This is a genomic window from Caballeronia sp. LZ029, assembly GCF_031451275.1.
GTDB classification, from domain to species: Bacteria; Pseudomonadota; Gammaproteobacteria; order Burkholderiales; family Burkholderiaceae; genus Caballeronia; species Caballeronia jiangsuensis.
Genome location: NZ_JARUXO010000003.1, coordinates 231,834 through 254,685, shown reverse-complemented (window position 1 = coordinate 254,685; position 22,852 = coordinate 231,834). Strand labels below are relative to the sequence as shown.

Below are 22,852 nucleotides of genomic sequence, written 5' to 3'. Positions count from 1 at the left end.
TTACTGCGCCCCGCCGCGACGCATCTGCATCGACTGCGTGTAGGCGCGCACGGCGTCCATGATGCTCGACGGCTCCATGTCCGGCAGCGCGATGCGGCGGCACGCATATTCGACGACGAACATCAGCCCGACGAGCGGCAGCGCGAGATAGTTGGCGAACGTGGACCACGCGACGATCGATGCGCACGCGAACAGCACCGTCGACACGAACGCGGTCGCGACAAAAAAGAGCGTCCACGCCAGCGTGACATGCCGCGTGTAGCGCACGACACGCGCTTCGATCTGGCCGTGGACCATCGTCGCGAACTGCGTGCAAAGCGGTTCGCGGCCTTGAACGAGCGTGCGGCCGAACATCCATGCGAGTGCGAGATTGAAGCTCGCGTGTTCGAGCCACAGGCCCCAGCCGAAATGCGCGGTGAGCGGCGCGCGCCCGAGCCACAACGCGACGCACGCGAGCACCCAGAGCGGCAGCAGCCAGCCACGCGCGGGCGAACGCACGACGGCATTCAGCGCGAAGAGCAGGATCGGCGCGAGAACGAGCGCGAGCCCGAGACCGTGCGCGTCCGGCGTGGACGCGGCATGATGCGCGGCAAGCTGGTAAGCGGCGATCGCGCCGACGACGCCCGCCGCGCGAAGAAAGCGGGCTGCGTTCATCGGCGTGCTCCGCGTGCGCGCGGTGCGCCTGAAAGAAGGAAAAAGGTACGCAACATGGAATGCGGCTGCGGCGTTCTCTTCAGAACGCTCCGTTATTGAACAAAAACTCGGCAGTCGCCCGCCTGACGATCATTTTCCCGCGCCCTTGCGCGCCCGGTCTGTAACCGATTGTTCGATGATCTTACATTCGTCAGACCGGCGGATTTTACCCTACCGGCGCAGGGGTCCCGCCCCGTGGCGAAACCGCTGATTTTTCTCAGAAATATCGCGGTCCGGCACATCTTCCGGCCGGTTACCTTTCCTACTAGGCGTCCCAGAGGGCATCGTCTAGAATTTCGCCACTGCAATTATCTCGATAACAGGCAGCCGGTGGCGTGCGGAGTACGCGGGGCGCACGTCTTACGAGCCGCCTTGCGCGCGTTTCTGGCTGGTCTGCACATACGATGAATGAACTGGAAAGAGAGCTCGCCGAGCTGATCGTCGCCGAATTGAATCTCGAGGACGTCGATCCCAAGGCCGTCTCGGCCGATACGCGATTGTATGAAGAAGGTTTCGGGCTCGATTCCATCGACATCCTGGAGATAGCGCTCCTGATCTCGAAGAAATACGGCTTCGAGCTGCGCTCGGACAATCCGGATAATCAGAAGATCTTCGCGAATCTCGGCGCGCTCGCGGCGCACGTCGCGGCGCATCGCACCCGATAACGCGCGGCGCCAAGCCTCGACAGCCGCTGTCATGCAAGTGAAATCCGCCGCATCGAGACTGAACGACGCGCACGCTCGTGCGCTCGCCGATGCGGCCGCGCAACACGGAATACGGACAGGCGCAATGCAATCGATGACGGAAACCAGGCCATGCGCGCGCTCGTGACAGGCGGCAGCGGCGCGATCGGACAAGCCATCGGCCGCTCGCTGGGCGCGGCCGGACACGAAGTCTGGATTCACGCGAACGGCGGCATCGAACGCGCTGAAAGCTGCGTGCAAGCAATTCGCGCGGCGGGCGGCACGGCGCATGCAATCGCCTTCGACGTGACCGATCCCGACGCCACCGACGCCGCGATCGCGCGCATCCTGGCCGACGGCCCGGTGCAGATTCTGGTGAACAACGCGGGCATCCACGACGACGCGCCGATGGCCGGCATGACGCGCCAGCAGTGGAAACGCGTGCTCGACGTGACGCTCGACGGCTTTTTCAACGTCACGCAGCCGCTTCTGATGCCGATGATCCGCACGCGCTGGGGCCGTATCGTCAACATGTCGTCGCTGTCGGGGCTGATGGGCAATCGCGGGCAGGTGAATTACGCGGCCGCCAAGGCAGGCCTGATCGGCGCGACGCGCGCGCTCGCGCAGGAACTCGCGTCGCGCGGGATTACGGTGAACGCGGTGGCGCCGGGCGTCGTCGAGTCGCCGATGCTCGGCCAGGCTTTTCCGCCCGAGCGCATCAAGCAACTGGTGCCGGCGCAACGCGCGGGCACGGCGGAGGAAATCGCGGGCATGGTCGCGTATCTGGTGTCGGACGCGGCGGCTTATGTCACGGGGCAGGTTCTGTCGATCAACGGCGGAATCGCTTGAATCGGATCGAAAGGAGTGGGATGAGCGAAGCGACGCAAACCTGGGACGTGGCGGTGATCGGCGGCGGACCAGCCGGATCGACCGCGGCGACGCTGCTCGCGGACCGCGGCTATCGCGTGCGGGTGTTGGAGAAGGCGCGGCATCCGCGCTTTCATATCGGCGAATCGCTTTTGCCGGCGAATCTGCGGCTCTTCGAACGGCTCGGCGTCGCCGATGAAGTGCGCGCGATCGGCATGGTCAAGCTCGCGGCCGAGTTCGTGTCGCCGCAGCATGGCGATCGCATGCAGCGCTTTCTTTTCGCCGATGCCTGGGACAAATCGATGCCGAGCGCGTATCAGGTGCGCCGCTCCGAGCTCGACGAAATCCTGCTGCGCAACGCGGCGAAACACGGCGCGCACGTGAGCGAAGGCTGCCGCGCGCGCGATGTCGTGTTCGCGGCCGATGGCGCCAGCGCGACGATCGCCGCCGAGCACGACGATGGCCGCATCGAGGAAGTGCGCGCGCGTTTCGTCGTCGATGCGTCGGGGCGCGACACGCTGCTCGCGAATCACTTCAAGACCAAGCGCCGCAACGAGCGCCACAATTCGTCGGCGCTGTACGGCCATTTCAGGAATGCCCGCCGCAACGACGGCCAGAACGAAGGCAACATCACCGTGTTCTGGTTCGAGCACGGCTGGTTCTGGTTCATCCCGCTCGCGGACGGCGCGACGAGCATCGGCGCGGTCGTGTGGCCCGCGTATCTGAAGCGGCGTCCGAAGGGCACGTCGCTCGAAACGTTCTTCCGCGAGACCATCGCGCTGTGTGCGCCGCTCGCCGAGCGCCTGAAAGATGCCGAACTGATCAGCGAAGTCCACGCGACGGGCAACTATGCGTACACCGGCGACATGACACACGGACGCAACTTCCTCTTGCTCGGCGATGCGTTCGCGTTCATCGACCCGGTGTTCTCGTCGGGCGTGATGCTCGCGATGCAGAGCGCGTTCGCGGGCGCGGAGGCGATCGACGCGGCGCTTTCGAATCCCGCCGATGCGCCCGCCGCGCTCGCGAAGTTCGACCGCGATGTGCGTCACGGTCCGCGCGAATTTTCGTGGTTCATCTACCGCATGACCTCGCCGACGATGCGCGATCTCTTCATGGGCCCGAGAAACCCGCTGCGCATGAAGGAAGCGCTCTTGTCGCTGCTCGCGGGCGATATCTTCGGCACGACGCCGATCTGGCATTCGCTGCGCGCGTTCAAGGGCATCTATTACATTTCGGCCGCGCTCGACTGGCGCAATTCGCTGCGCGCATATCGCCAGCGACGCCGCCATCTGAGCGACGCGAAACGCGCGGAGCTATCGGCCAATTGATCACGATGCCGGGATTTCGCTTGTCGCGCCTTGCGCCCCTTATGTTGCTTGCCGCGAGCACGGTTGCGTGCGCCGATGAAGCGCCGCCGCCGAGCAAGCCGTTGTGGGAGGTCGGCGTCGGCATGGGCGTGGCGGGCTTCCCGCACTATCCGGGCTCGGACCAGACGCGCGCGTGGGTCTTTCCGTTTCCGTACGTGATCTATCGCGGCAAGTTCTTTCGCGCCGATCGCGATGGCGTGCGCGGCCAGTTGCTGGACACCGACCGCGTCAACTTCAATATCAGCCTGCTCGGTTCGCTGCCCGTGTCCAGCCGCGACGACAACGCGCGCGCCGGCATGCCCGATCTCAAGCCAACGATCGAAATCGGCCCGTCGATGGAAGTGCACCTGTGGCGCTCGCCGTCGCGCGACATGCTGCTCGATCTGCGCCTGCCGGTGCGCATGGGCATCACGCTGGAATCGTCGCCGAAGACGGTCGGCTGGCAGTTCGAGCCGAACCTGAATCTCGATCTGGTCGATGTCGCGGGCGTGTCGGGACTGCGCGTCGGCATGCTCGCCGGACCGATGTTCGCCGACGGCAAATACAGCGACCACTACTACACGGTCGCGCCGCAATACGCGACGCCCGGCCGTCCCGCGTTCCAGGCGAACGGCGGCTACGCGGGCACCCAGGCGCTGGTGTCGATGTCGCGGCGCTTCAGCCGTTACTGGGTCGGCGCGTTCATGCGCTATGCGAACCTCGCCGGCGCGAGCTTCGCCGACAGCCCGCTCGTGCGGCAAAAGAGCGTGCTCTCGGGCGGCGTGGCGGTGGCGTGGGTGTTCGGGCAGTCGTCGAAAATGGTGGCGAGCGATGAGTGACGCCCATCGGAAAATCGGCGGCGCGGGCGAGCGGGTTTCGCTGGTCCGCGCGCTCGAATCCGCGTGGCAATGCGTGGCGTTCTATTTCGCGCTCGTCGTGCTGGCGCTCGTGTGTCTCGCGTGGTTTCCGTTCGCGTGGATCCTGCGGCGCGTGCTTTCCGCCGATGCCGGGCGGCGCGTGGGGCGCGGCGTCGTGCAGCGCGTGTGGCAGGGTTATTTCGTGCTCCTGCGCACGCTCGGCGCGTGTCGCTTCGATCTTTCCGAACTCGATTCACTCGCGGGCCAGTCCGCAATGATCCTCGCGCCGAATCATCCTTGCCTGCTCGATGCGCTGCTGATCGCGTCGCGCGTTCCCGATACGTGTTGCGTGATGAAGGGCGATGTCGCCGGGAACGTGTTTCTCGGGCCGGGGGCGCTGCTCGCGGGGTACATCGTCAACGATACGCCGGTCGGGTTGATTCGCGCTGCCGTCGCCGAACTGGAGCGCGGCTCGCCGCTTTTGCTGTTTCCCGAAGGCACGCGCACGGAACATGCGTCGGTGAATCCGCTGAAGGGTGGCATCGCGCTGATCGCGGGGCGCGCGCAAGTGCCGGTGCAGACGCTTATCATCGAGACGGATTCGGGCTTTCTTGGTAAGGGGTGGCAGATTTTTAGAAAGCCCGCGCTGCCTATTACTTATCGTGTGACGCTCGGGCGCCGGTTTGCGCCGCCGGGGCGGGATCATGCTGCGCTGCAGGCTTTCATCGGTGAGTTGCAGCGGTTTTATGCGGGGGAGCTCGATACGCTTCGGGGGCGGGATTGAGTGGGGTTGGGGCGGTTGATTAGGCTTTCGGTGGATCCCGGCAAAAGCCTAAAATTCACAAGCATCCGCTCGCCCACCCCCATGCTCCCACCCAAACTCATCGAAACCGCCAGCCTCCCCTACCGCGCCGCAGGCCGCTTCGCATGGCACTTCGCGTCGGCGAAACTGCGTCACGATCCGTTCTTCGCCCACATCCTCGCGCACGGCCTGATTCCCGATGGCGCGCGCATCCTCGATCTCGGCAGCGGCCAGGGTTTGCTCGCTGCGTGCCTGGTCGGCGCGCACGCATGGCATCGCGATGACGCGGCTCAAGCATGGCCCGCACTCTGGCCCGCCCCGCCCGTGCCGCATTCGATCCACGGCATCGATCTGACGCCACGCGACATCGATTGGGCGCGCATCGCGTTGAAGGCGCACGCGGCGCGCATTCGCTTCATCTGCGACGACATTCGCGTCGCGCCGTTTCCGCAGGCGGATGTCGTCGTCGCGTGCGATGTGCTGCATTACGTCGATGCAAACGCGCAGGAAGCCGTGCTGCGCCGCGTGCGCGCAAGTCTCGCCGCGGATGGCTTGCTCCTGCTGCGCGTCAGCGATGCCGCCGCGGGCTGGCGCGCGAACGTCGATCGCGCCGTCGATTTCGGCATGCAGATCGCCCGCTCGGGGCGCACGAATGGACTCACGGTGCGCAGCGAAGCGCAATGGCTCGCGCTGCTCGGCGATCTGCGCTTTGACGTGACGATCCGTCCGATGGGCAACGGCGCACACACCGCCAATCGTCTGATTATTGCGCGACCTGTAGACTGAGGCGGGCGCGGCCCGAAAGGCCCGTTTGTTACAATTCATCGTATTCGAACGCCATCGGACTTTGGGAATCTAGCCCGTAGTGAACCCTCTTCTGCTTACGCATTTCACCGCCACGAGCTGCGCGGGCCGCGGCCTCGACGCGACGCTCGACGCGCTCTCGGCGGCGCGCAGCGGACTCGCGCCGTGCGACTTCGAAGGCGCCGCGCTGCACACGTTCACGGGCCGCGTCGCCGGCATCGAGGACGCGCCGGTACGCGCCGATTTCGCCGAATTCGACTGCCGCAACAACCGCCTCGCGCAACTGGCGATGACGCAGGACGGCTTCGACGAGCGCGTGCGCGAGGCGATCGGGCGTCATGGCGCGCAACGCGTCGGCGTGTTCATGGGCACGAGCACGGCGGGCATTCTGGAAACCGAACTCGCCTATCAGCGGCGCGATGCTCAAACCGGCGCGCTGCCCGCCGACTTCAACTACGCGACCACGCACAATCCCTATTCGCTCGCCGGTTTCGTGCGCGCGTACTTCGGGTTGCGCGGACCGGCGGTGTCGGTGTCGTCGGCGTGTTCGTCGGGGGCGAAGGTGTTCGGGTCCGCACGGCGCATGCTGGAAACCGGTCTGATCGATGCGGCCGTGGTGGGCGGCGTCGATACGCTCTGTCTCACCACGCTCTACGGCTTCAACTCGCTCGAACTGCTCGCGCCGGGGCCGTGCAAACCGTTCGACGTGAAGCGCAACGGCATTTCGATCGGCGAGGCGGCGGCGTTCGCGGTGCTCGAACGCGACTCGGCCAGCCACGCCGATGACGACGCGATCCGTCTGCTCGGCATCGGCGAATCGAGCGATGCGTATCACATGTCGTCGCCGCATCCCGAAGGACTCGGCGCGCGCATGGCGATGCAGCAGGCGCTCGCGAGCGCTGGACTCGACGCGGGCGATATCGGCTACGTCAATCTGCACGGCACGGCGACGCCCAGTAACGACGCCGCCGAAAGCCGCGCGCTCACGAGCCTGTTCGACCGCGTGCCGTGCAGTTCGACCAAGGGCGCGACGGGTCATACGCTAGGCGCGGCGGGCGCGCTCGAAGCGGTGATCGCCGCGCTCGCGTTGCGGCATCAGATGATCCCGGCGGGCGCCAACACGAGCGAGCCGGACCCCGCGCTCGGCCTCGACTATGTGCTCGCATCGCGCGGCGCGCCGTTGCGCGCGGTGCTGTCCAACTCGTTCGGCTTCGGCGGGACGAATTGCAGTCTCGTGTTCGGACGCAAGGGAGCGGGCCCGGCATGACTCCATTGCGTGGCTTTATCGAAGGCGTCGGCGTGATCGGGCCAGGACTCGCCGGCTGGCCTCACACCGCCGACGTGCTCGCGCGGCGCGCCTCGCGGACAGCCGCGCAGACCGTGCTGCCCGCGCCCGCCGGTCTGCCTTCCGCCGAACGCCGCCGCACCGGGCCGGTCGTGCGCGCGGCGCTCGCGGCTGCGCACGAAGCCGTCGCGCAAAGCGGCCGCGATGCCGCGACGCTCGCCGCCGTGTTCGCGGCATCCGGCGGCGATGGCGGGAATTTTCATGCGATCTGCGAAACCCTCGCGAGCGACGATCCGCAAATCTCGCCGACGCGCTTCCATAACTCCGTCCACAACGCGCCCGCAGGCTACTGGAGCATCGCGACACGCGCGATGGCCGCATCGAATGTGCTGTGCGCGTATGACGGCAGCTTCGCGGCGGGTCTGCTGGAAAGCCTCGCGCAAGTGAGCGTCGATGGCGCCGCGACGCTGCTCGTCGCGTATGACACGGAATATCCGGAGCCGTTGCACCACGTTCGCCCGATCGCGGATGCGTTCGGCGTCGCGCTGGTGCTCGCGCCGCAAAAGAGCGAGCGCACGCTCGCGCGCATCGACGTGCATCTCACCGATGCGAACGCGTTCACCTTCGCCGATGCCGATTTCGAAGCGCTGCGCCTGTCGAATCCCGCCGCGCGCGCGTTGCCGCTGCTCGAAGCGCTGGCGTGCGGGAAAGCATCGAATGTCGTGCTCGATTATCTCGATGGCACCCGCGTCGCCGTGGATATCGACCCGTCATGACGGCTGCGCAAATGCTCGATCGCGACTGGATCGCCGCGCGCATTCCGCATGGCGGCGCGATGTGTCTGCTGGATGCCGTCGTCGCGTGGGATGCGCAACGCATCCGCTGCGAAGCGACGAGCCATCTTCGCCCGGACAACCCGCTGCGGTCGAAAGGCCGGCTCGCGTCGGTGTGCGGCATCGAATACGCCGCGCAGGCGATGGCGGTGCATGGCGCGCTCGTCGGCGAGGAAAGCCCACGTCCACGCGTCGGCATGCTGACGAGCGTGCGTGGCGTTCAGATGCACGTCGATCGTCTCGACACGCTCGCCGCCCCGCTCGATATCGAAGCCGAGCGCATGGGCGGCGACGATGTCACCGTGCTATACCGCTTCACCATTCACTGCGCGGGAAGATTGCTGCTGAGCGGACGCGCCGCCGTGATTCTAGACGCGGCTCAGGCCGCCGGTTTCGTCGCGCAATAAGCGGAGAAGATGCCGAGCTCGACATCGCGGCGCACGTTCGCGAAGCCGGCGCGTTCGATGGCGGCGATCACGGTGTCGGGCGGCACGCAGGCCTCGATCGTGTCCCAGTAGTAGCGCATCAGTTCGACGCTTTCCCCTTTCTTTCCGACGATGCGGGCGATCATCGGCACGACGCCGCGCATATAGAACTTCAATGCCGCGACGCCCATGCCATGCGCGGGCCGCGTGATCTCCAGCACGCAGAGCCGTCCGCCGGGCGCGAGTACACGGAAGTATTCATCGAAGGCTTTCGCGAGATCGCTCACGTGGCGCAGCGCGAAACCCATGCTGAGGAAGTCGTACGCGGCGCTGTCGCACGGCAGATTTTCCGCGGTGCCGATGCGCGTCTCTACGCCCTTCGGCAGATGCGCCTCGCCGACCATGCCCGGGCTCGGATCGACGCCCGTGACGAGCGCCGGATCGCCCGTGATCGCGACCGCTTCCTTCGTGACGAGCCCCGTGCCCATGCCGACGTCGAGCACGCGCATGCCGCGCGAGAGACCCGCCGAACGCAACGCGCGGTTGCGATACCACGAGCCGGAGCCGAAGGCCATCGCGCGCTCGATGGCGTCGTAATCAGAGGCGGTGCGATCGAAGATGCCGCGCAGCCAGAGACGCCTGGCAGGCTCGTCGGAATAGTAGGAGGTGAGCGGCTCGTGCGGGGCTTTCTGGTCGATCGTGTCGATTGCGTTGATTTCGTCGATCTCGTCGCGCCGGGGGGAAGTCATCGCGTCTCCTGTGACTATTCGTGTGCCTGCAAGCCGCCGTGGCACGTTTTTATCACAGGGAGATCGATGACGTCACCCTCGCCCGCGTGCGCGAAATCAGCGCATTTCGACGACGACCTCTCGCGGCACGGCGACCTCCGGCGCGGGCAACGCCAGCGTCATCGCCTTGCGCGCGCGCATCAGCGAGTTGCGCACGCGCCGCTCCGGGCGGCTGATCATGCCGCCGCCCACCAGTGCGACGAACGAGGCGATGAGCGGCACCGCGAGCAGCATCGTCGCGAACTTGAAGAGACCGAGTTTCAGCGGGCTGCGTGACGCCCACGCGGACCACGCAAGCGCGAATCCCATATAGGCGATGCCCGCGGGCGCGCCCGCCAGTTCGGGCATGCCGATACGTTGCGCGAGCGGCATCGGGAAAATCAGAACGAAGAGCACGATGCTCGACATCGCGTGAACGAGCAGCGCGCGCCGCTGCTTAAGGAGCCCCGTGACCGACCAGAACGCCAGCGCAAGCACGAACGGCGGACATGCGGCCACCACGGCCGCGAGCGCGAGATAGACCACGACGCCGCTCATCAGATTGCGCAGATAGCCTTCCGACGACACGTAATACACCATGTATCCCGCCGCGATCGCCGCCACACTAGCGACGAACGCGAGAATGCCGCCCTGCCCGTTCGGCGAAACGAAGAGTCTCAGCATGAGGAGACTCGTGAAGCCGACGAGATAAACCAGGAACCGCACAACCGAAAAACGCTGTTTCATACCTCACCCCATTCCCCTGACGGTGCGAGCGGTCGCCGGTGCGGTCGCTCTGCCGCGCGCCGTGTGGTGGCGCGCCGCAGCAGACCTTATGGGACCTGTCCTCGCCCATCTATCGCCCGCGTCCGAATTCGAATGACGGATCGCGCGCTCAAAAAGCGCCGCCGCGAATAGCCTTTCGGTCTTTCGCGGTCGACGTCTCTTTATCGACGGGGAAGCGGGAAATCTTTAGCCCTTGTGTGCGGGCCGAAGCGGATGAGTGTCAGCGCGTGAGCGGCTTTGCTTGTTCCATCGACGATGCGCGCACGAACTTGCCCGCGCCCAGATGGTGAATCGTGTGCAGCGGCTGATTCGACTCGTCGATGAACCAGTGCCCATCGACGAACACACGCTCGTCGGCGGCGGCCGCGACGACTTCCGCGAAACAGGTGTCGTAGGCGTCTTCCGTGTGCTTCTCGTCGATGAGCTTGCATTCGAGCCACGCCGCGCAGTTCGTCTCGATGAGCGGCAGGCCGAGCACCGGACCTTCGACGGTCTCGATGCCGAAGGCTTCGAACTTGTCGACCTCGCGCCCGCTCGTCGTGCCGACCGCGTAAGCGAGATCGATCATCGCCGCGCCCGGCACGATGAGGCCGAACGTGCCGCTCGCGGCAGCCAGTTCGCGCGTATAGGTGCGCTTGTCGATCACGACGGCGATACGCGGCGGCGTGAACTCCACCGGCATCGACCAGGCGGCGGCCATCACGTTGCGGCGTCCGCCGTGCACGCTGGTGACGAGGACGGTCGGACCGTGATTGATGAGACGGCTGGCGTGCTCCAGCCTGACAGGACGAAAGTGGCTCATGGTTTTATGGATGCAAAGGACAATTCGCGTGATTGTATGCGGTGTTCAAAATGCGTGCCGCCGTCCCGCGCCCTGCGAATCGTGCTTGACAGACGCTCTTACGATATATATCTTTAGATATGTTTTACGACACATCTGGAGTGTTCCTATGAAATCTCGTTGCTTTCAGCGCGCGCGTGAAGCCGGTTTCCGCGCATTCGGATTTGCTTTCCCCTTCGACGCCCCCGAGTGGGCCGAGCGCTCGGTCTTCGAACGCTGGGGCATGATCGGCCGTCATCGGCATGGTGGCGGCGGCCGCTTCGGCGGCGGTCCCGGTGGCATGGGCGGCATGGGTGGATTCGGCGGCGAAGACGGCATGCCGCGCGGCCGCAAGTTCTCGTCCGACGATCTGCAACTGCTGCTGCTCGCGATGCTCGCCGAAGCGCCGCGTCATGGCTATGAACTCATCAAGGCGCTGGAAGACCGCTCGAACGGTTTTTACGCGCCGAGTCCCGGCATGGTCTATCCGGCGCTCACGTATCTGGAAGAGCTGGGCTATGCGACCGTCGAACTGGAAGGCAATCGCAAGCGCTACGCGCTCTCGGATGCGGGCCGCGACTATCTCGCGTCGAACCGCGAGCGCGTGGACATCATGCTCGCGAAACTCACGCATTTCGCACGCAAAATGGATCTCGTCCGCCGCGCCTATATGGGCGAGGAAGTCGATGACACCGCCGCCGACAGCGGCTGGGCGCCCGAACTGATTGCCGCGCGCCGTGCGCTAAAGAAAGCGCTGCTCTTGCGCACCGACGCATCGCAGGACGAGCAACGCCGCATCGCCGCGATCCTTGCGCGCGCGACGGCCGAAATCGAACAGAACCCCGCGCCGAAACAGGCGTAAGAAGGAGCCATACACGATGACAGATTCCATTCTGCAAGACCGGCCCGATCTCGAAGTCACGCGCGTACGCCACCCGCTCAAGTTTCGCCTGGTGCAAGTCACGCGCGTAGAGGCGCTCAATCCGTATCTCGTGCGCGTGACCTTCACGGGCGACTCGCTCGAAGATTTCGTCAGCGCCTCATTCGACGATCACGTGAAGCTGTTCTTCCCGCAGCCCGGCGAGGCGATGCCCGCGATCCCGCAAGCCGGTCCCGATGGCCCCACGTTCGATCCTTCGAAGCCGCGTCCCATCGCGCGCGATTTCACGCCACGTCGCTTCGACCGTGAAGCGCGCGAGCTCGATATCGAATTCGCATTGCATGAAGCCGGCCCCGCGACGGCATGGGCCGCGCAAGCCGCGCCGGGTCAGTATCTCGGCATCGGCGGACCGCGTGGATCGTTCGTGATTCCGACGCAGTTCGACTGGCATCTGATGATCGGCGATGAAACCGCGCTGCCTGCCATCGCGCGGCGGCTGGAAGAACTGCCCGAAGGCACGCGCGTCGCGACGCTGATCGAAGTCGCCGATCAATCCGCGCGCATCGAATTCGATACGCGCGCGGATCTCTATGCGCAATGGCGCTATCGCAACGAGAGCGAGCATCCCGGCGGTGCGCTGCTGCTCGCCTTGCGCGAAACCTATGTGCCCGATGGCGAAGGCTATGTGTGGGCTGCGGGCGAAGCCACGCTGATGCGCGCGGTCCGCAAGCTGCTATGCGATGAACGCGGCGTCGACAAGAAGCGCATTCGCGCATCCGCTTACTGGAAGCGCGGCGAACAAGGCGTGCACGAGACGATCGACGGCTGATCTCAGGCGATGCGCTTCCATCGGGCATACTTCGCGACTTCTTTCTCGTCGAACGAGAAGCCGAGACCGGGCGCATCGTGCAGCTTCACGCGGCCATCGCGATGCGATAACTGCCGGTCGATCAGCCTGCGGAAGTTCAGCACCTGATCGTCCCAGAAGAATTCGACATAGCGCGCATTCGGCGTCGCGGCGACGAGCGGCGCATGCAGATCGTGAAACCAGTGCGGGCACATCACGACGCCATGGCTCGCAGCCGTCGCCGCGATCTTGCGCCATTCGGTAATACCGCCGCACACCGCCGCATCAGTTTGCAGAATCGCTGCCGCGCCCTTGTCGAGCAGTTCCTTGTGATACCAGCGGCCATAGCCGATTTCACCGGTTGCGATCGGAATGCGCGTGGCTTTGGCGAGACGCGCGTGATTGTCGACATCGTCGGGAGAGAAAGGCTCTTCGATGAAGTACGGATCGTATTGCTCGAAGCGCCTCACGTGTTGCAGCGCCTGCGTGATATCGGTCCAGCCATTGTTCATGTCGATCATGAGTTCGACGTCCGGCCCCACTGCTTCACGCGCCGCTTTCACACGACGTTCCTCTTCCTGCGGCGAGAGTCTTCCGCCCTTCATCTTCACTGCGCGAAAACCCTTCTCGACATAGCTCGCCATTTCCTCGCCGAGCATCTCCGGCGTCTTGCCTTCCAGGTAATAACCGCCGCTCGCATAAGCGGGCACCGTGTCGAGCCGATGTGCGCCGAGATACTTGTGCAGCGCCAGTTCGTGCGTGCGCGCGTTCAGATCCCAGAGCGCGATATCGAGAATGCTCAGCGCGCGCATCACGGTGCCCGCGCGACCTTGCAGAAGCGCTTCGTCGTACATCGCCTGCCACAGTCCTTCGACAGCATACGAGTCCTTGCCGATCAACACCGGCGCGAGCAATTGCTCGACCGCCACCGTCAGCAACTCGCCCGCCGCGCTGCCGATATAGCAAAAGCCGATGCCTTCGACGCCGTCCGTCGAGCGGACCTTGACGAGACCATAGTGACGCGTCGAAACGGTGCGAGTGGAAAACGACGTGACGCGATCGAGCGGCACCGCGGCCGCGCAAACCGCAATCGATTCGATGATGGGCATAACTTCGTCTCCGTGATTTTTAGGTCATTGCGATTGCAATCAGTTTGATGGCACGCATGCGCAAGAGGAAGTATCCTTTGGCTTCTTCAAACCCAAATATTTTTATCGATGGACTCGCGCTATCTGCAGAGTTTCGTGTTCGTCGTCGAACTCGGCTCCATTGCCGAAGCGGCGCGCAGACTCGATCTCACGCCGGCCGCCGTCGCTCAACGGGTGAAGATGCTGGAAGCCGAACTCGGCACGACGCTAGTGCGCCGCTCGGGCCGCACAGTCGGCGCGACGGAGGCTGGCGAGCGCATTCTGGCGCGTGCGCGAGCCGTGCTGCACGATATCCGCGACCTGCGCGCGGACATCGACAATACGGAACAACTGGGCGGTCAATTACGTCTCGGCGGCATGGCGACGATGATGGCGGGCCTCATCCCCGATGCGCTCGCGGTGCTGCTGAATCGTCATCCGCAGATGGACTTTTATCTGGAGCCAGGCACGTCGCTCGACCTCTATCGCAAGGTGACGAGCGGCGATCTCGACGCCGCCGTGATTGCGCAGCCGCTTTTCAATCTGCCGAAGAGTTGCGACTGGCATACGTTCAGAAAGGAAGCGCTGGTTCTTCTGACACCCGCTTCGATGCACGTTACCGATGTGCATGCCACGCTGCAAACCGAGCCGTTCGTGCGTTATGACCGCAATGTCGTCGGCGGACAGCTTGCGGATGCTTATCTGCGGCAACATGGCATCAAGCCGCATCAACGTTGCGAGCTGGATGGCCTCGCCGCTATCGCGACGCTGGTCGATCGCGGCCTTGGCGTATCGCTGATACCGGATTGGGCGTCGCACGAATCGGGCGGACTATCGTTGAAGAAGTGGGCGTTGCCGCATGCCGCACCGAAGCGTCTCGTCGGTTTGCTGTGGGGACGATCTTCCGCGCGACTGCGCCTCGTGCAAGCGTTTCTTGCTGCCGCCGAGTCTGTCGGACGGAATTGAAAACGCGATGAACCATCAGCGCCGGTTGCTTCCGGAAACAAATATTTCTATGGTTTGAAGGAAGCGCCACACGCGCTCAAAGCTCGCGTAAAGCCGCGATAATCGAAACACGGATACATTCAACGCTCATCAAACGGTAGTGCGACCATGACCGATACGTTCAAGAAAAAACCCGGCGAAGAACCCGTGCAACCGAAGGGTCTGCGTAAATCGTTGACGAGCTATGGAGACAACGGCTTCTCGCTGTTCCTGCGCAAAGCGTTCATCAAGGGCGCGGGTTATACCGACAGTGCGCTCGATCGCCCGGTGATCGGCATCGTCAACACGGGCAGCGCATATAACCCGTGTCACGGCAATGCACCGCAACTGATCGAAGCGGTAAAGCGCGGCGTGATGCTGGCCGGCGGCTTGCCGATGGATTTTCCGACGATATCGATCGCCGAATCGTTCTCGCAACCGACGAGCATGTACTTGCGCAATCTGATGTCGATCGACACGGAAGAAATGATCCGCGCCCAGCCGATGGACGCGGTCGTGTTGATCGGCGGATGCGACAAGACCGTGCCCGCGCAACTGATGGGCGCAGCATCGGCCGGCATTCCTGCGATTCAACTCATCACGGGTTCGATGCTGACGGGCGCGCATCGCGGTGAGCGTGTCGGCGCATGCACCGATTGCCGCCGCTACTGGGGCCGTTTTCGTGCAGAAGAAATCGACGAAGCGGAAATCGCGGCCGTGAACAATCAACTCGTCGCGAGCGTGGGCACTTGTTCCGTGATGGGCACGGCGAGCACGATGGCATGTATCGCCGAAGCGCTCGGCATGACGATGCCCGGCGGCGCATCGCCGCCCGCGGTCACGTCGGATCGCATGCGCATCGCCGAACTCACGGGCACGCAAGCGGTGCAGATGGCGCGCGATAACCTCACCATCGACAAGATCCTCACGAACGAAGCATTCGAAAACGCGATGCGTGTGCTGCTCGCGATCGGCGGCTCGACAAACGGTATCGTGCATCTCACCGCGATCGCCGGACGCATGGGCTATGACGTCGATCTGAAGGCACTCGATCGCATGGGACGCGAGACGCCCGTGCTCGTCGATCTGAAGCCGTCCGGGTCGCATTACATGGAGGACTTCCATAAGGCCGGCGGCATGGCCACGTTATTACGCGAATTGAAACCGCTCCTGAACCTGAATACATTGACGGTAACCGGGCGCACGCTCGGCGAAGAAATCGAAGCGGCGGGTCCGGCATTCGAGCAGGACGTCGTGCGTGCCTTCGACAAGCCGATCTATCCGCAAGGTGGCATCGCGGTGCTCGAAGGCAACCTCGCGCCAGGTGGCGCGATCATCAAGCAATCGGCGGCTAATGCCGAGTTGATGGAGCATGAAGGCCGCGCGGTCGTGTTCGAGAATGGCGCGGATCTCGCGGCGCGCATCGATTCCGACGATCTCGACGTCACACCCGACGATATTCTCGTGCTGAAGAACATCGGCCCCAAAGGCGCACCGGGCATGCCGGAAGCCGGCTATATCCCGATTCCGCGCAAGCTCGCGGTGAAGGGCGTGAAGGATATCGTGCGCATCTCCGATGGGCGCATGAGCGGCACCGCATTCGGCACCATCGTTCTGCATGTGACGCCTGAATCTGCGGTGGGCGGGCCGCTCGCGCACGTTCGAACCGGCGATCGCATTCGCCTGAGCGTATCGAAGCGCGAGATCAGTCTGCTCGTCAGCGATGAAGAACTCGCCGCGCGCGCAAACGCATCACCGGTTAGCGTGCCGAGCGCGGATCGCGGTTATCAAAAGCTGTTCTATGACACGGTGACGCAAGCGGACAAGGGCGTCGATTTCGATTTCCTGCGCGCAACGACGACGCGTGGTGTGATTCCTCGGCGATGATGGTGCGCGGATTGATGAATTCAATATCACGCATGCAACATGCCGATCCGCGCGCTTCGCTTTAAGATAGCCACTTCATCGTGACCGGCCGATGCGCCAGGAGCGGCAGGTGCTTTTATTGAAACGTGGACATGGCGCAGCGCTGTGCGTGACCTGCGCGTTGTCGTTCGGACCGATATGCGCTTTCGCGGCCGCGCCGCGCGCGGGCCATACGGCGAGTGCTGTCGAAGCCGCGAGCGGTGCATCGATGCAAGGCATCATGTCCGCGGATGCGCTTGCCCCGGACTTCACCGGCGACGATCCCGAGCACGTCCGCGACGCGCTCGCAGGTCACCCTGCCCCAGGACAGCCGGTCTCAATCACGAACCGCGTCCGGGCATTTCTGTCGCGTCCATTTCGAAAAACGGAGCAAGGCGCCTCCGCGGCTGCGGGCGCGAGTCAAACTCGCGAGCAGACCGATCGCACATTCACGTTCGTCATTCCGGTTTCGTACGGGGTGCGCTACCTGTCGAAGAAGAAAGTGCTTTCGGTGAACGTCTCGCTCGCGGCGCCCGAAAGCCCCGACGCGATTCTGCTCAAGCAGACGGTGAAGGGACAAAGCGGCCGTAAGCTCGTCGTCGCGCCCGAGGCCAAGGCGAAGGGATTCGTTCAGAACTTCGACGTCATTCAGTTGAAGCCGGAAAACGGCATCAAAACGACAGTCAACGGTCGGATCATGCTCCCGAGTTTCGATCACGAGCATGGCAGTGGCGACTTCGCGATCGTGCTCATCTGCTCGCTCGCGCCGCCCTATCTGACCGATGATGTCGAGCACAGCGCGCCGACCGACGAAGAACCCACCGACATCACGCGCAGGACATCGACATTGAATGGAAGGGTCGACGCTGCGTGGCTCATCGATCGGAAGGAAGGCACGATCATCACGAAGCGGCTGCACCTCGTGAAATAGGCTGACTTTCGATCTTTCGAATGCGATGACGTAGACAACCTCGTCTACCATCACCGGCAACGTCGCTCGATTCCCGGACGCCCGTGCGAAACCAATGCGGTCGGAACGACTACAATCGGTGTGCGAACACGCGCGGGACTATTCATCAGATGCGCGTCATATACGAATAAGCCCCTGAAAACAGGGGCTTTCCGACGCAAGGCGTGATCGCGCCGCACACGATGTCGTGCCGGGTCGTGCGGAAATGGCGTCACGCGGAGAAACTGAATGCCCGCCAGATTGAATGCGGTTCGCAAGACCGGACGCATGGTCAGTCGCCGGCTGATGCGACGCAACAGCACCGCCGCGATGCGCTTCGCCGATGCGTTTTCGCGCTTTCCGGCGCTCGCCGGACTCATCGGCACAGCCATCGCCATTTCCATGGCCGTATTGTCGTTTGCCGCGCTATGGCAGGGACGCGCGCAGGCGCTGCAAAACGCCCATCAGGCAGCGGCCAATCTCGTCGCCACGTTGAGCGCCGATATCGCACGCAATGTCGAATCGAGCGATCTGTCGTTGCGTACCATCGTCAGCGGCACGCAAAATCCCGCCGTGATGGCGCTGCCTCCCGATCTGCGCAAGCTCGTCCTCTTCGACGGCGCCACCGGCACGAACTTTATCGGCGGCGCGTTCGTGATGAATCGCGAAGGACGCATCGTCGTTGAACGCGAGCCTTCAGAGCACTCCGACCTGCTCTTCGACGACCGCGACTACTTCAAGGTTCACGCCGAGCATCCCGACGTCGGCCTCTTCATTTCCGGACCGTACATATCCCGGCTGCGCAAAGGTACGACCTCGCTCGCGTTGAGCAGGCGCATCGATGCACCGGATGGCTCGTTCGCAGGCGTCGCCGTGATCGCGCTGAACGTCGCCTATTTCAAGAACCTGCTTTCGCGCGTGAGCGTCGGCAAGTCGGGCTCGGTGTTCATCGTGCAGCAGGACGGCGTGATGATCGCCCGCAAGCCTGCATTGCCCTCTGACGGCACCGGATACGTCGCCCGGTCGCCGACCTTCGCTGCGATGCAGAACGCGTCGTCCGGTTCGTATCTCTCGCGATCGCCAATCGACGGCGTGCGGCGGCTCTATACCTTCCAGCATGTGCCGGGCACCCAGCTTATCGCGGCGGTCGCGCCCGCCGAGGATGAAGTGCTCGCTGCGTGGCGCGAGCGCAGCATCGTCATCGGCGGATTGACCATGATGTTCGGCGGCGGATTTATCGTCATCTCCTGGCTGCTCGCAATCTCGCTGCGGTCGCGGGCGATCGCGCAAGAGAAGCTGCAACGGCTCGCAGGTACCGATTCGCTCACCGGCCTGTGCAACCGCCGCGCGCTGGATCGCCGGCTCGACGAAGAATGGCGACGTGCCCGCCGCGCCGATCAACCGCTATCCGCTTTGTTCGTCGACGTCGACTACTTCAAGCTCTATAACGACACCTACGGCCACGCGATGGGCGACGATGCGCTCGTCGCGGTGGCTGATTGCATACAGAATTCCGCGAAGCGGCCCGGCGATATCGTTGCGCGCTACGGCGGCGAGGAATTCGTGGTCGTGCTGCCGGGCGCAGAGGCGAGCGGCGCGCTCACGTTCGCCGAGCGCCTTCGTGAGAGAGTCGAACAACTCGCCATCGCCAACAGCGCCGCGCCCAGGCGCGTGCTGACGATCAGCATCGGCATCGCGACCGCCTCGCCGCGTCAGATCGAAGACGCGCTCAAGCTGCTCAATAGTGCCGACTCCGCGCTCTATCTCGCCAAACGCACCGGACGCAATCGCGCGATCCACGAAGACAGCGTTGCTGGCGGCGATACGTAGAGCGACACCCGCAACATCGCGCGTATGATGCATCGTGAATGCAATCGTGCGTTATGTATGCCGCATGCAAACCACATTCGAGCGAATTCAGAACAGAAGGAGACAATCCGATGACTGCATCCACCGCCGTATTCGCGATTCTGTTCTCGCTGCTCCTGGGCGCGATGATTCCCGGCCCGAGTTTCGTGATCGTGGCCCGCAACTCGATCGGCATATCGCGCGCCGATGGTCTCGCGACCGCGCTCGGCATGGGCGTTGGCGGCATCTTCTTTGGCGGCATCGCGCTCGCGGGGCTTTATACGTTGCTCGTCGCCGTCGAGTGGCTCTACATCGCGCTGAAGATCGCGGGCGGGCTGTATCTGATCTACATCGCGTCGAAGATCTGGCGCGGCGCCGCGAAGCCCATGCAGATGCCGACACAAGACGACGCGCCGACGCTCACGACGAGCGCGCGCAAATCGTTCTGGCTCGGCCTCACGACGCAACTGAGCAATCCAAAAACTGCCATCTGGTACGGCAGCATCTTCGCGGCGCTTCTGCCGCAACATCCTCCGCTGTGGTGCTACTTCGTGCTGCCGCCGATGGTCTTCGCGATCGAGACGGGGTGGTACACCGTCGTCGCTCTGGGTTTCTCCAGCAAGCGTCCGCGCGAGATGTATCTGCGCACGAGGAAGTGGATCGATCGCATTGCTGCGAGCGTGATCGCCATGCTCGGCCTGCGGCTCATACTCACCGCGGGCAGAACCGGTCTGTAATTCCGCATGCAAAAGACATAAGGCAAAACACAGAAGGCAAAAGACAAAAGGCCGGACGCGCCGCGAGGCGCGTCCGGCCTTCTCAATGGCGGGAGCGATGCTCCCGCATCACAGCGGATGCAGCTTGCCGTTGAGGTCCATCGTCCACTGTGATCCGTCCTTGAATGTCAGCACGCCGCTTTGAGCGTCGATATGAGTCGGCTTGCCGGCTGGCTCTTTCTTGTCGCCTCCGACGATCCGGGACATCTCGGCAGAGGACAGTTTCTGGGCATGTTGCAGATCGTCGAGCTTCAGGTTCGCCATGGCGTTTCTCCTTGCGGTGCGTAAGCGGGAGTTGATTAGAATCGAATCGAGCGTAGAGGCGCTCGCTTCAGTCTTTTGCATTCTGTATGCCAACGCTCGGGCATAAGCCTTCAAAGCCTGCGGCGCCTTATGCCGTGGGCTTGTGACATGCAAACCCGCGTCAACCATCGGCCGACAAGTCAGATGCTGGCCAACACACGAAGCGCGGCACTGTCTGCATCATGGCGACATCTCACATCCTTTCGTTTCGCCAACACAAACGTCACTCGTGGCCTTTGGCTCAGGACTTGCTTTTATCCGCGCTCACGCAACCGGCGATACGACCGGAACTTGCACAAGGAGGAGATGATGCAAGAAGATGTCCGCGAGATCGCGGCGACCCACGATGAGCGAGAGAGCGGCTGGCTGATCCCGTCGATCCGCAAGGCGCATGAGCGGTCGGAGACATTCGGCCTGAACGAATCGACTCGTCCCGATTACGACGTGCTCACCGATGGCGACTTGCTGCTCAAGCTCGAACAAAACCGCGTGCTATGCGCACACGCGACGCCGGTGATGGAAACGCTGCGTGAACAAATCGTCAACACGCAGAGCATGATCGTGTTGACCGACGCTCAAGGCCTCATTCTCCATTCCACCGGCGACGACGACTTCCTGGCACGCGCCGAAAAGGTCGCGCTCATAGCCGGCGCGAACTGGGCCGAGGAACGACAAGGCACCAATGCGATCGGCACTGCGATCGCTGAATGCTCCCCGACCGTCGTGCATGGCGATCAGCACTATCTCGCGGCCAATCGCTTTCTGACGTGCTCGAGCGTGCCGATCCTCGATCCTTATGGCGATCTGATCGGCGTGCTGGACGTCACCGGCGATCATCGAAGCTACCATCGCCACACAATGGCGCTCGCGCGCATGTCGGTGCAGATGATCGAAAACCATCTGTTTTCCAGCACTTTTCAGGGCATGCTGCAGATCGCGTTCCATAGCCGCCCCGAATTTCTCGGCACGCTGATGGAGGGCATCATGGCCTTCACCTGCGATGGCCGCTTTCTCTCCGCCAACCGCAGTGCGCAGTTTCAGTTCGGCCTGCCGCTTTCGGCGTTGCGCGCGCACACGCTTTCATCGCTCTTCGGACTGACGAGCGCGCAACTGATCGATCGTTCGCAAGCGAGCCGCGCGCCGCATATTCCCCTCGACCTGAACAACGGCGCCGTCGTGTGCGCACGCGTGCGCCTGAACCGCGCCCCGATCGCCGGAATGACGTCCTCGTCCGTCGCGAACAAACCCGCGCCGCGCGTATCCGTTGCGATCGATGCGTCATCGAAACTCGCATCGCTCGATACGGGCGATCCCAGAGTGGCTGCGGTGATCGGCAAGGTACGCAAGGTCATCGGCAAGGACATACCGATACTCGTCACCGGCGAGACCGGCACCGGCAAGGAGTTGCTCGCGCAGGCGATTCACAGCGATTCTCCGCGTCGCGCGGGGCCATTCGTCGCGGTGAACTGCGCATCGATTCCGGAGAACCTGATCGAATCGGAACTCTTCGGTTATGAGGAAGGCGCGTTCACCGGCGCACGACGCAAGGGCGCGGCCGGCAAGCTGCTGCAGGCGAATGGCGGCACGCTGTTTCTCGATGAAATCGGCGACATGCCCTATCCATTGCAAGTGCGCCTGCTGCGTGTGCTGCAGGAGCGCGTCGTCGATCCACTCGGTTCCAGCAAGTCGATACCGGTCGACGTGGCCATCATCTGCGCGACGCACCGCAACTTGCGAGAGATGATCGAGCAGAACAGCTTTCGCGAAGACTTGTACTATCGCTTGAATGGACTCGTCGTCAAGCTGCCGCCATTGCGCGAGCGCACCGACCTCGCGACCGTGATCACGAAGATGCTGCAGGCCGTGAGCGCCGACGAAGCGTGCGGAATGCGCCTGTCCATCGACGATGAAGTGATGACGCTCTTCGAGCGTTACGCGTGGCCCGGCAACTTCCGGCAACTGTGCAATCTGCTGCGCACCGCGGCCGCGATGGTGGACGACGATGGCTGCATTCGTCGGGAACATCTTCCGGAGGACTTCTTCGACGAGCCCCTCGGCAATGTACAAAACATGTCTGAAGCGTACCCTTCATCGACGCTCGCTTCGGGACGGCTACAGGAAGTCACGGCATCCGTGATTGCGGCCGCGCTCGCGCGACATCGTGGAAACGTATCCGCCGCCGCGCGCTCGCTCGGCGTTTCGCGCAACACGATCTATCGCAAGATGCCCGCTTGTTCACCGATGGAGCAATGAGCTGTTCCA

The 22,852-nt window shown here is 63.7% G+C and carries 23 protein-coding genes; 17 read left to right on the top strand and 6 right to left on the bottom strand.

What is annotated here, in order from left to right:
* On the bottom strand, positions 1 to 654 hold the full coding sequence (locus QCE73_RS20530; RefSeq protein ID WP_309883325.1) for a hypothetical protein: 654 nt from the start codon (positions 652 to 654) through the stop codon (positions 1 to 3).
* 443 nt (positions 655 to 1,097) lie between these two features.
* Here QCE73_RS20530 and QCE73_RS20525 point away from each other — a divergent pair, with 443 nt between their 5' ends.
* The 9 genes from QCE73_RS20525 (at position 1,098) to QCE73_RS20485 (ending at position 8,580) form a co-directional block, all read left to right on the top strand.
* Positions 1,098 to 1,358: a phosphopantetheine-binding protein gene (locus QCE73_RS20525; protein ID WP_014252231.1), complete on the top strand. Its 261-nt coding sequence runs from the start codon at positions 1,098 to 1,100 to the stop codon at positions 1,356 to 1,358.
* Positions 1,359 to 1,508: 150 nt separating this feature from the next.
* Complete coding sequence (gene fabG, locus QCE73_RS20520) at positions 1,509 to 2,225, top strand: 3-oxoacyl-ACP reductase FabG (protein ID WP_309883324.1); 717 nt, start codon at positions 1,509 to 1,511, stop codon at positions 2,223 to 2,225.
* Between the two features lie 20 nt (positions 2,226 to 2,245).
* Positions 2,246 to 3,574, top strand: a complete 1,329-nt coding sequence (locus tag QCE73_RS20515) for an NAD(P)/FAD-dependent oxidoreductase (RefSeq protein ID WP_309883323.1) — start codon at positions 2,246 to 2,248, stop codon at positions 3,572 to 3,574.
* Positions 3,575 to 3,615: 41 nt separating this feature from the next.
* Positions 3,616 to 4,431 carry a MipA/OmpV family protein gene (locus QCE73_RS20510; protein WP_309883322.1) on the top strand — a complete coding sequence of 272 codons (816 nt, stop codon included), beginning with the start codon at positions 3,616 to 3,618 and terminating at the stop codon, positions 4,429 to 4,431.
* The gene (locus QCE73_RS20505) at positions 4,424 to 5,233 is read left to right on the top strand and encodes a lysophospholipid acyltransferase family protein (protein ID WP_309883321.1); all 810 of its coding nucleotides are present in this window, start codon (positions 4,424 to 4,426) and stop codon (positions 5,231 to 5,233) included. Before QCE73_RS20510 ends, QCE73_RS20505 begins: the two co-directional genes overlap by 8 nt.
* Positions 5,234 to 5,314: 81 nt before the next feature.
* Positions 5,315 to 6,037, top strand: coding sequence for a class I SAM-dependent methyltransferase (locus QCE73_RS20500; protein ID WP_309883320.1), 723 nt, complete (start codon positions 5,315 to 5,317; stop codon positions 6,035 to 6,037).
* Between the two features lie 79 nt (positions 6,038 to 6,116).
* The gene (locus QCE73_RS20495) at positions 6,117 to 7,322 is read left to right on the top strand and encodes a beta-ketoacyl-[acyl-carrier-protein] synthase family protein (RefSeq protein ID WP_309883319.1); all 1,206 of its coding nucleotides are present in this window, start codon (positions 6,117 to 6,119) and stop codon (positions 7,320 to 7,322) included.
* Positions 7,319 to 8,116 (top strand): beta-ketoacyl synthase chain length factor, encoded by a 798-nt coding sequence (locus tag QCE73_RS20490; protein ID WP_309883318.1) that lies wholly within the window; start codon positions 7,319 to 7,321, stop codon positions 8,114 to 8,116. The genes QCE73_RS20495 and QCE73_RS20490 overlap by 4 nt, the downstream gene beginning before the upstream one ends.
* Positions 8,113 to 8,580: a hotdog family protein gene (locus QCE73_RS20485; RefSeq protein WP_309883317.1), complete on the top strand. Its 468-nt coding sequence runs from the start codon at positions 8,113 to 8,115 to the stop codon at positions 8,578 to 8,580. The genes QCE73_RS20490 and QCE73_RS20485 overlap by 4 nt, the downstream gene beginning before the upstream one ends.
* Here QCE73_RS20485 and QCE73_RS20480 read toward each other — a convergent pair.
* From QCE73_RS20480 to QCE73_RS20470, 3 genes are all read right to left on the bottom strand, one after another.
* Positions 8,553 to 9,347, bottom strand: a complete 795-nt coding sequence (locus QCE73_RS20480; RefSeq protein WP_309883316.1) for a class I SAM-dependent methyltransferase — start codon at positions 9,345 to 9,347, stop codon at positions 8,553 to 8,555. The two genes, QCE73_RS20485 and QCE73_RS20480, sit on opposite strands and share 28 nt — an antisense overlap.
* 96 nt (positions 9,348 to 9,443) lie before the next feature.
* The gene (locus tag QCE73_RS20475) at positions 9,444 to 10,049 is read right to left on the bottom strand and encodes a hypothetical protein (RefSeq protein WP_309883315.1); all 606 of its coding nucleotides are present in this window, start codon (positions 10,047 to 10,049) and stop codon (positions 9,444 to 9,446) included.
* 322 nt (positions 10,050 to 10,371) lie between these two features.
* A complete protein-coding gene (locus tag QCE73_RS20470) occupies positions 10,372 to 10,953 on the bottom strand; it encodes a flavin reductase family protein (RefSeq protein ID WP_309883314.1) in 582 nt (193 codons plus the stop codon).
* A 148-nt stretch (positions 10,954 to 11,101) separates the two neighbouring features.
* On the opposite strand from QCE73_RS20470, the gene QCE73_RS20465 reads away from it, so the two are divergent.
* Positions 11,102 to 11,833 (top strand): PadR family transcriptional regulator, encoded by a 732-nt coding sequence (locus QCE73_RS20465; protein ID WP_404989794.1) that lies wholly within the window; start codon positions 11,102 to 11,104, stop codon positions 11,831 to 11,833.
* Between the two features lie 16 nt (positions 11,834 to 11,849).
* The gene (locus QCE73_RS20460) at positions 11,850 to 12,680 is read left to right on the top strand and encodes a siderophore-interacting protein (protein WP_309883313.1); all 831 of its coding nucleotides are present in this window, start codon (positions 11,850 to 11,852) and stop codon (positions 12,678 to 12,680) included.
* A gap of 2 nt (positions 12,681 to 12,682) precedes the next feature.
* On the opposite strand, the gene QCE73_RS20455 is transcribed toward QCE73_RS20460, so the two are convergent.
* Positions 12,683 to 13,807 (bottom strand): mandelate racemase/muconate lactonizing enzyme family protein, encoded by a 1,125-nt coding sequence (locus QCE73_RS20455; protein WP_309883312.1) that lies wholly within the window; start codon positions 13,805 to 13,807, stop codon positions 12,683 to 12,685.
* 108 nt (positions 13,808 to 13,915) lie between these two features.
* Here QCE73_RS20455 and QCE73_RS20450 point away from each other — a divergent pair, with 108 nt between their 5' ends.
* The 5 genes from QCE73_RS20450 (at position 13,916) to QCE73_RS20430 (ending at position 20,248) form a co-directional block, all read left to right on the top strand.
* Positions 13,916 to 14,791, top strand: a complete 876-nt coding sequence (locus tag QCE73_RS20450) for a LysR family transcriptional regulator (RefSeq protein ID WP_309883311.1) — start codon at positions 13,916 to 13,918, stop codon at positions 14,789 to 14,791.
* A 147-nt stretch (positions 14,792 to 14,938) separates the two neighbouring features.
* Positions 14,939 to 16,696, top strand: coding sequence for an IlvD/Edd family dehydratase (locus QCE73_RS20445; protein ID WP_309883310.1), 1,758 nt, complete (start codon positions 14,939 to 14,941; stop codon positions 16,694 to 16,696).
* A 109-nt stretch (positions 16,697 to 16,805) separates the two neighbouring features.
* Positions 16,806 to 17,645, top strand: coding sequence for a hypothetical protein (locus QCE73_RS20440; RefSeq protein ID WP_309883309.1), 840 nt, complete (start codon positions 16,806 to 16,808; stop codon positions 17,643 to 17,645).
* Positions 17,646 to 17,969: 324 nt separating this feature from the next.
* The gene (locus QCE73_RS20435) at positions 17,970 to 19,493 is read left to right on the top strand and encodes a diguanylate cyclase (RefSeq protein WP_404989804.1); all 1,524 of its coding nucleotides are present in this window, start codon (positions 17,970 to 17,972) and stop codon (positions 19,491 to 19,493) included.
* A gap of 110 nt (positions 19,494 to 19,603) precedes the next feature.
* Positions 19,604 to 20,248: a LysE family transporter gene (locus QCE73_RS20430; RefSeq protein ID WP_309883307.1), complete on the top strand. Its 645-nt coding sequence runs from the start codon at positions 19,604 to 19,606 to the stop codon at positions 20,246 to 20,248.
* A gap of 108 nt (positions 20,249 to 20,356) precedes the next feature.
* Here QCE73_RS20430 and QCE73_RS20425 read toward each other — a convergent pair whose 3' ends face one another.
* Positions 20,357 to 20,551: a hypothetical protein gene (locus QCE73_RS20425; protein ID WP_035505713.1), complete on the bottom strand. Its 195-nt coding sequence runs from the start codon at positions 20,549 to 20,551 to the stop codon at positions 20,357 to 20,359.
* Positions 20,552 to 20,899: 348 nt separating this feature from the next.
* Between QCE73_RS20425 and QCE73_RS20420 the strand changes: the two genes are divergently transcribed.
* The gene (locus QCE73_RS20420) at positions 20,900 to 22,843 is read left to right on the top strand and encodes a sigma-54-dependent Fis family transcriptional regulator (protein ID WP_309884174.1); all 1,944 of its coding nucleotides are present in this window, start codon (positions 20,900 to 20,902) and stop codon (positions 22,841 to 22,843) included.
* The last annotated feature ends 9 nt before the right edge of the window (positions 22,844 to 22,852 follow it).

Bases quoted from the DNA above. Each gene is read 5' to 3' on its own strand.
- fabG (WP_309883324.1), top strand. From the start codon at position 1,509: ATGCGCGCGCTCGTGACAGGCGGCAGCGGCGCGATCGGACAAGCCATC.
- QCE73_RS20480 (WP_309883316.1), bottom strand. From the start codon at position 9,347: ATGACTTCCCCCCGGCGCGACGAGATCGACGAAATCAACGCAATCGAC.
- QCE73_RS20500 (WP_309883320.1), top strand. From the start codon at position 5,315: ATGCTCCCACCCAAACTCATCGAAACCGCCAGCCTCCCCTACCGCGCC.
- QCE73_RS20470 (WP_309883314.1), bottom strand. From the start codon at position 10,953: ATGAGCCACTTTCGTCCTGTCAGGCTGGAGCACGCCAGCCGTCTCATC.
- QCE73_RS20450 (WP_309883311.1), top strand. From the start codon at position 13,916: ATGGACTCGCGCTATCTGCAGAGTTTCGTGTTCGTCGTCGAACTCGGC.
- QCE73_RS20505 (WP_309883321.1), top strand. From the start codon at position 4,424: ATGAGTGACGCCCATCGGAAAATCGGCGGCGCGGGCGAGCGGGTTTCG.
- QCE73_RS20455 (WP_309883312.1), bottom strand. From the start codon at position 13,807: ATGCCCATCATCGAATCGATTGCGGTTTGCGCGGCCGCGGTGCCGCTC.
- QCE73_RS20485 (WP_309883317.1), top strand. From the start codon at position 8,113: ATGACGGCTGCGCAAATGCTCGATCGCGACTGGATCGCCGCGCGCATT.
- QCE73_RS20425 (WP_035505713.1), bottom strand. From the start codon at position 20,551: ATGGCGAACCTGAAGCTCGACGATCTGCAACATGCCCAGAAACTGTCC.
- QCE73_RS20435 (WP_404989804.1), top strand. From the start codon at position 17,970: ATGCGACGCAACAGCACCGCCGCGATGCGCTTCGCCGATGCGTTTTCG.
- QCE73_RS20420 (WP_309884174.1), top strand. From the start codon at position 20,900: ATGCAAGAAGATGTCCGCGAGATCGCGGCGACCCACGATGAGCGAGAG.
- QCE73_RS20475 (WP_309883315.1), bottom strand. From the start codon at position 10,049: ATGCTGAGACTCTTCGTTTCGCCGAACGGGCAGGGCGGCATTCTCGCG.
- QCE73_RS20445 (WP_309883310.1), top strand. From the start codon at position 14,939: ATGACCGATACGTTCAAGAAAAAACCCGGCGAAGAACCCGTGCAACCG.
- QCE73_RS20460 (WP_309883313.1), top strand. From the start codon at position 11,850: ATGACAGATTCCATTCTGCAAGACCGGCCCGATCTCGAAGTCACGCGC.
- QCE73_RS20490 (WP_309883318.1), top strand. From the start codon at position 7,319: ATGACTCCATTGCGTGGCTTTATCGAAGGCGTCGGCGTGATCGGGCCA.
- QCE73_RS20530 (WP_309883325.1), bottom strand. From the start codon at position 654: ATGAACGCAGCCCGCTTTCTTCGCGCGGCGGGCGTCGTCGGCGCGATC.
- QCE73_RS20465 (WP_404989794.1), top strand. From the start codon at position 11,102: ATGAAATCTCGTTGCTTTCAGCGCGCGCGTGAAGCCGGTTTCCGCGCA.
- QCE73_RS20430 (WP_309883307.1), top strand. From the start codon at position 19,604: ATGACTGCATCCACCGCCGTATTCGCGATTCTGTTCTCGCTGCTCCTG.
- QCE73_RS20525 (WP_014252231.1), top strand. From the start codon at position 1,098: ATGAATGAACTGGAAAGAGAGCTCGCCGAGCTGATCGTCGCCGAATTG.
- QCE73_RS20515 (WP_309883323.1), top strand. From the start codon at position 2,246: ATGAGCGAAGCGACGCAAACCTGGGACGTGGCGGTGATCGGCGGCGGA.
- QCE73_RS20510 (WP_309883322.1), top strand. From the start codon at position 3,616: ATGTTGCTTGCCGCGAGCACGGTTGCGTGCGCCGATGAAGCGCCGCCG.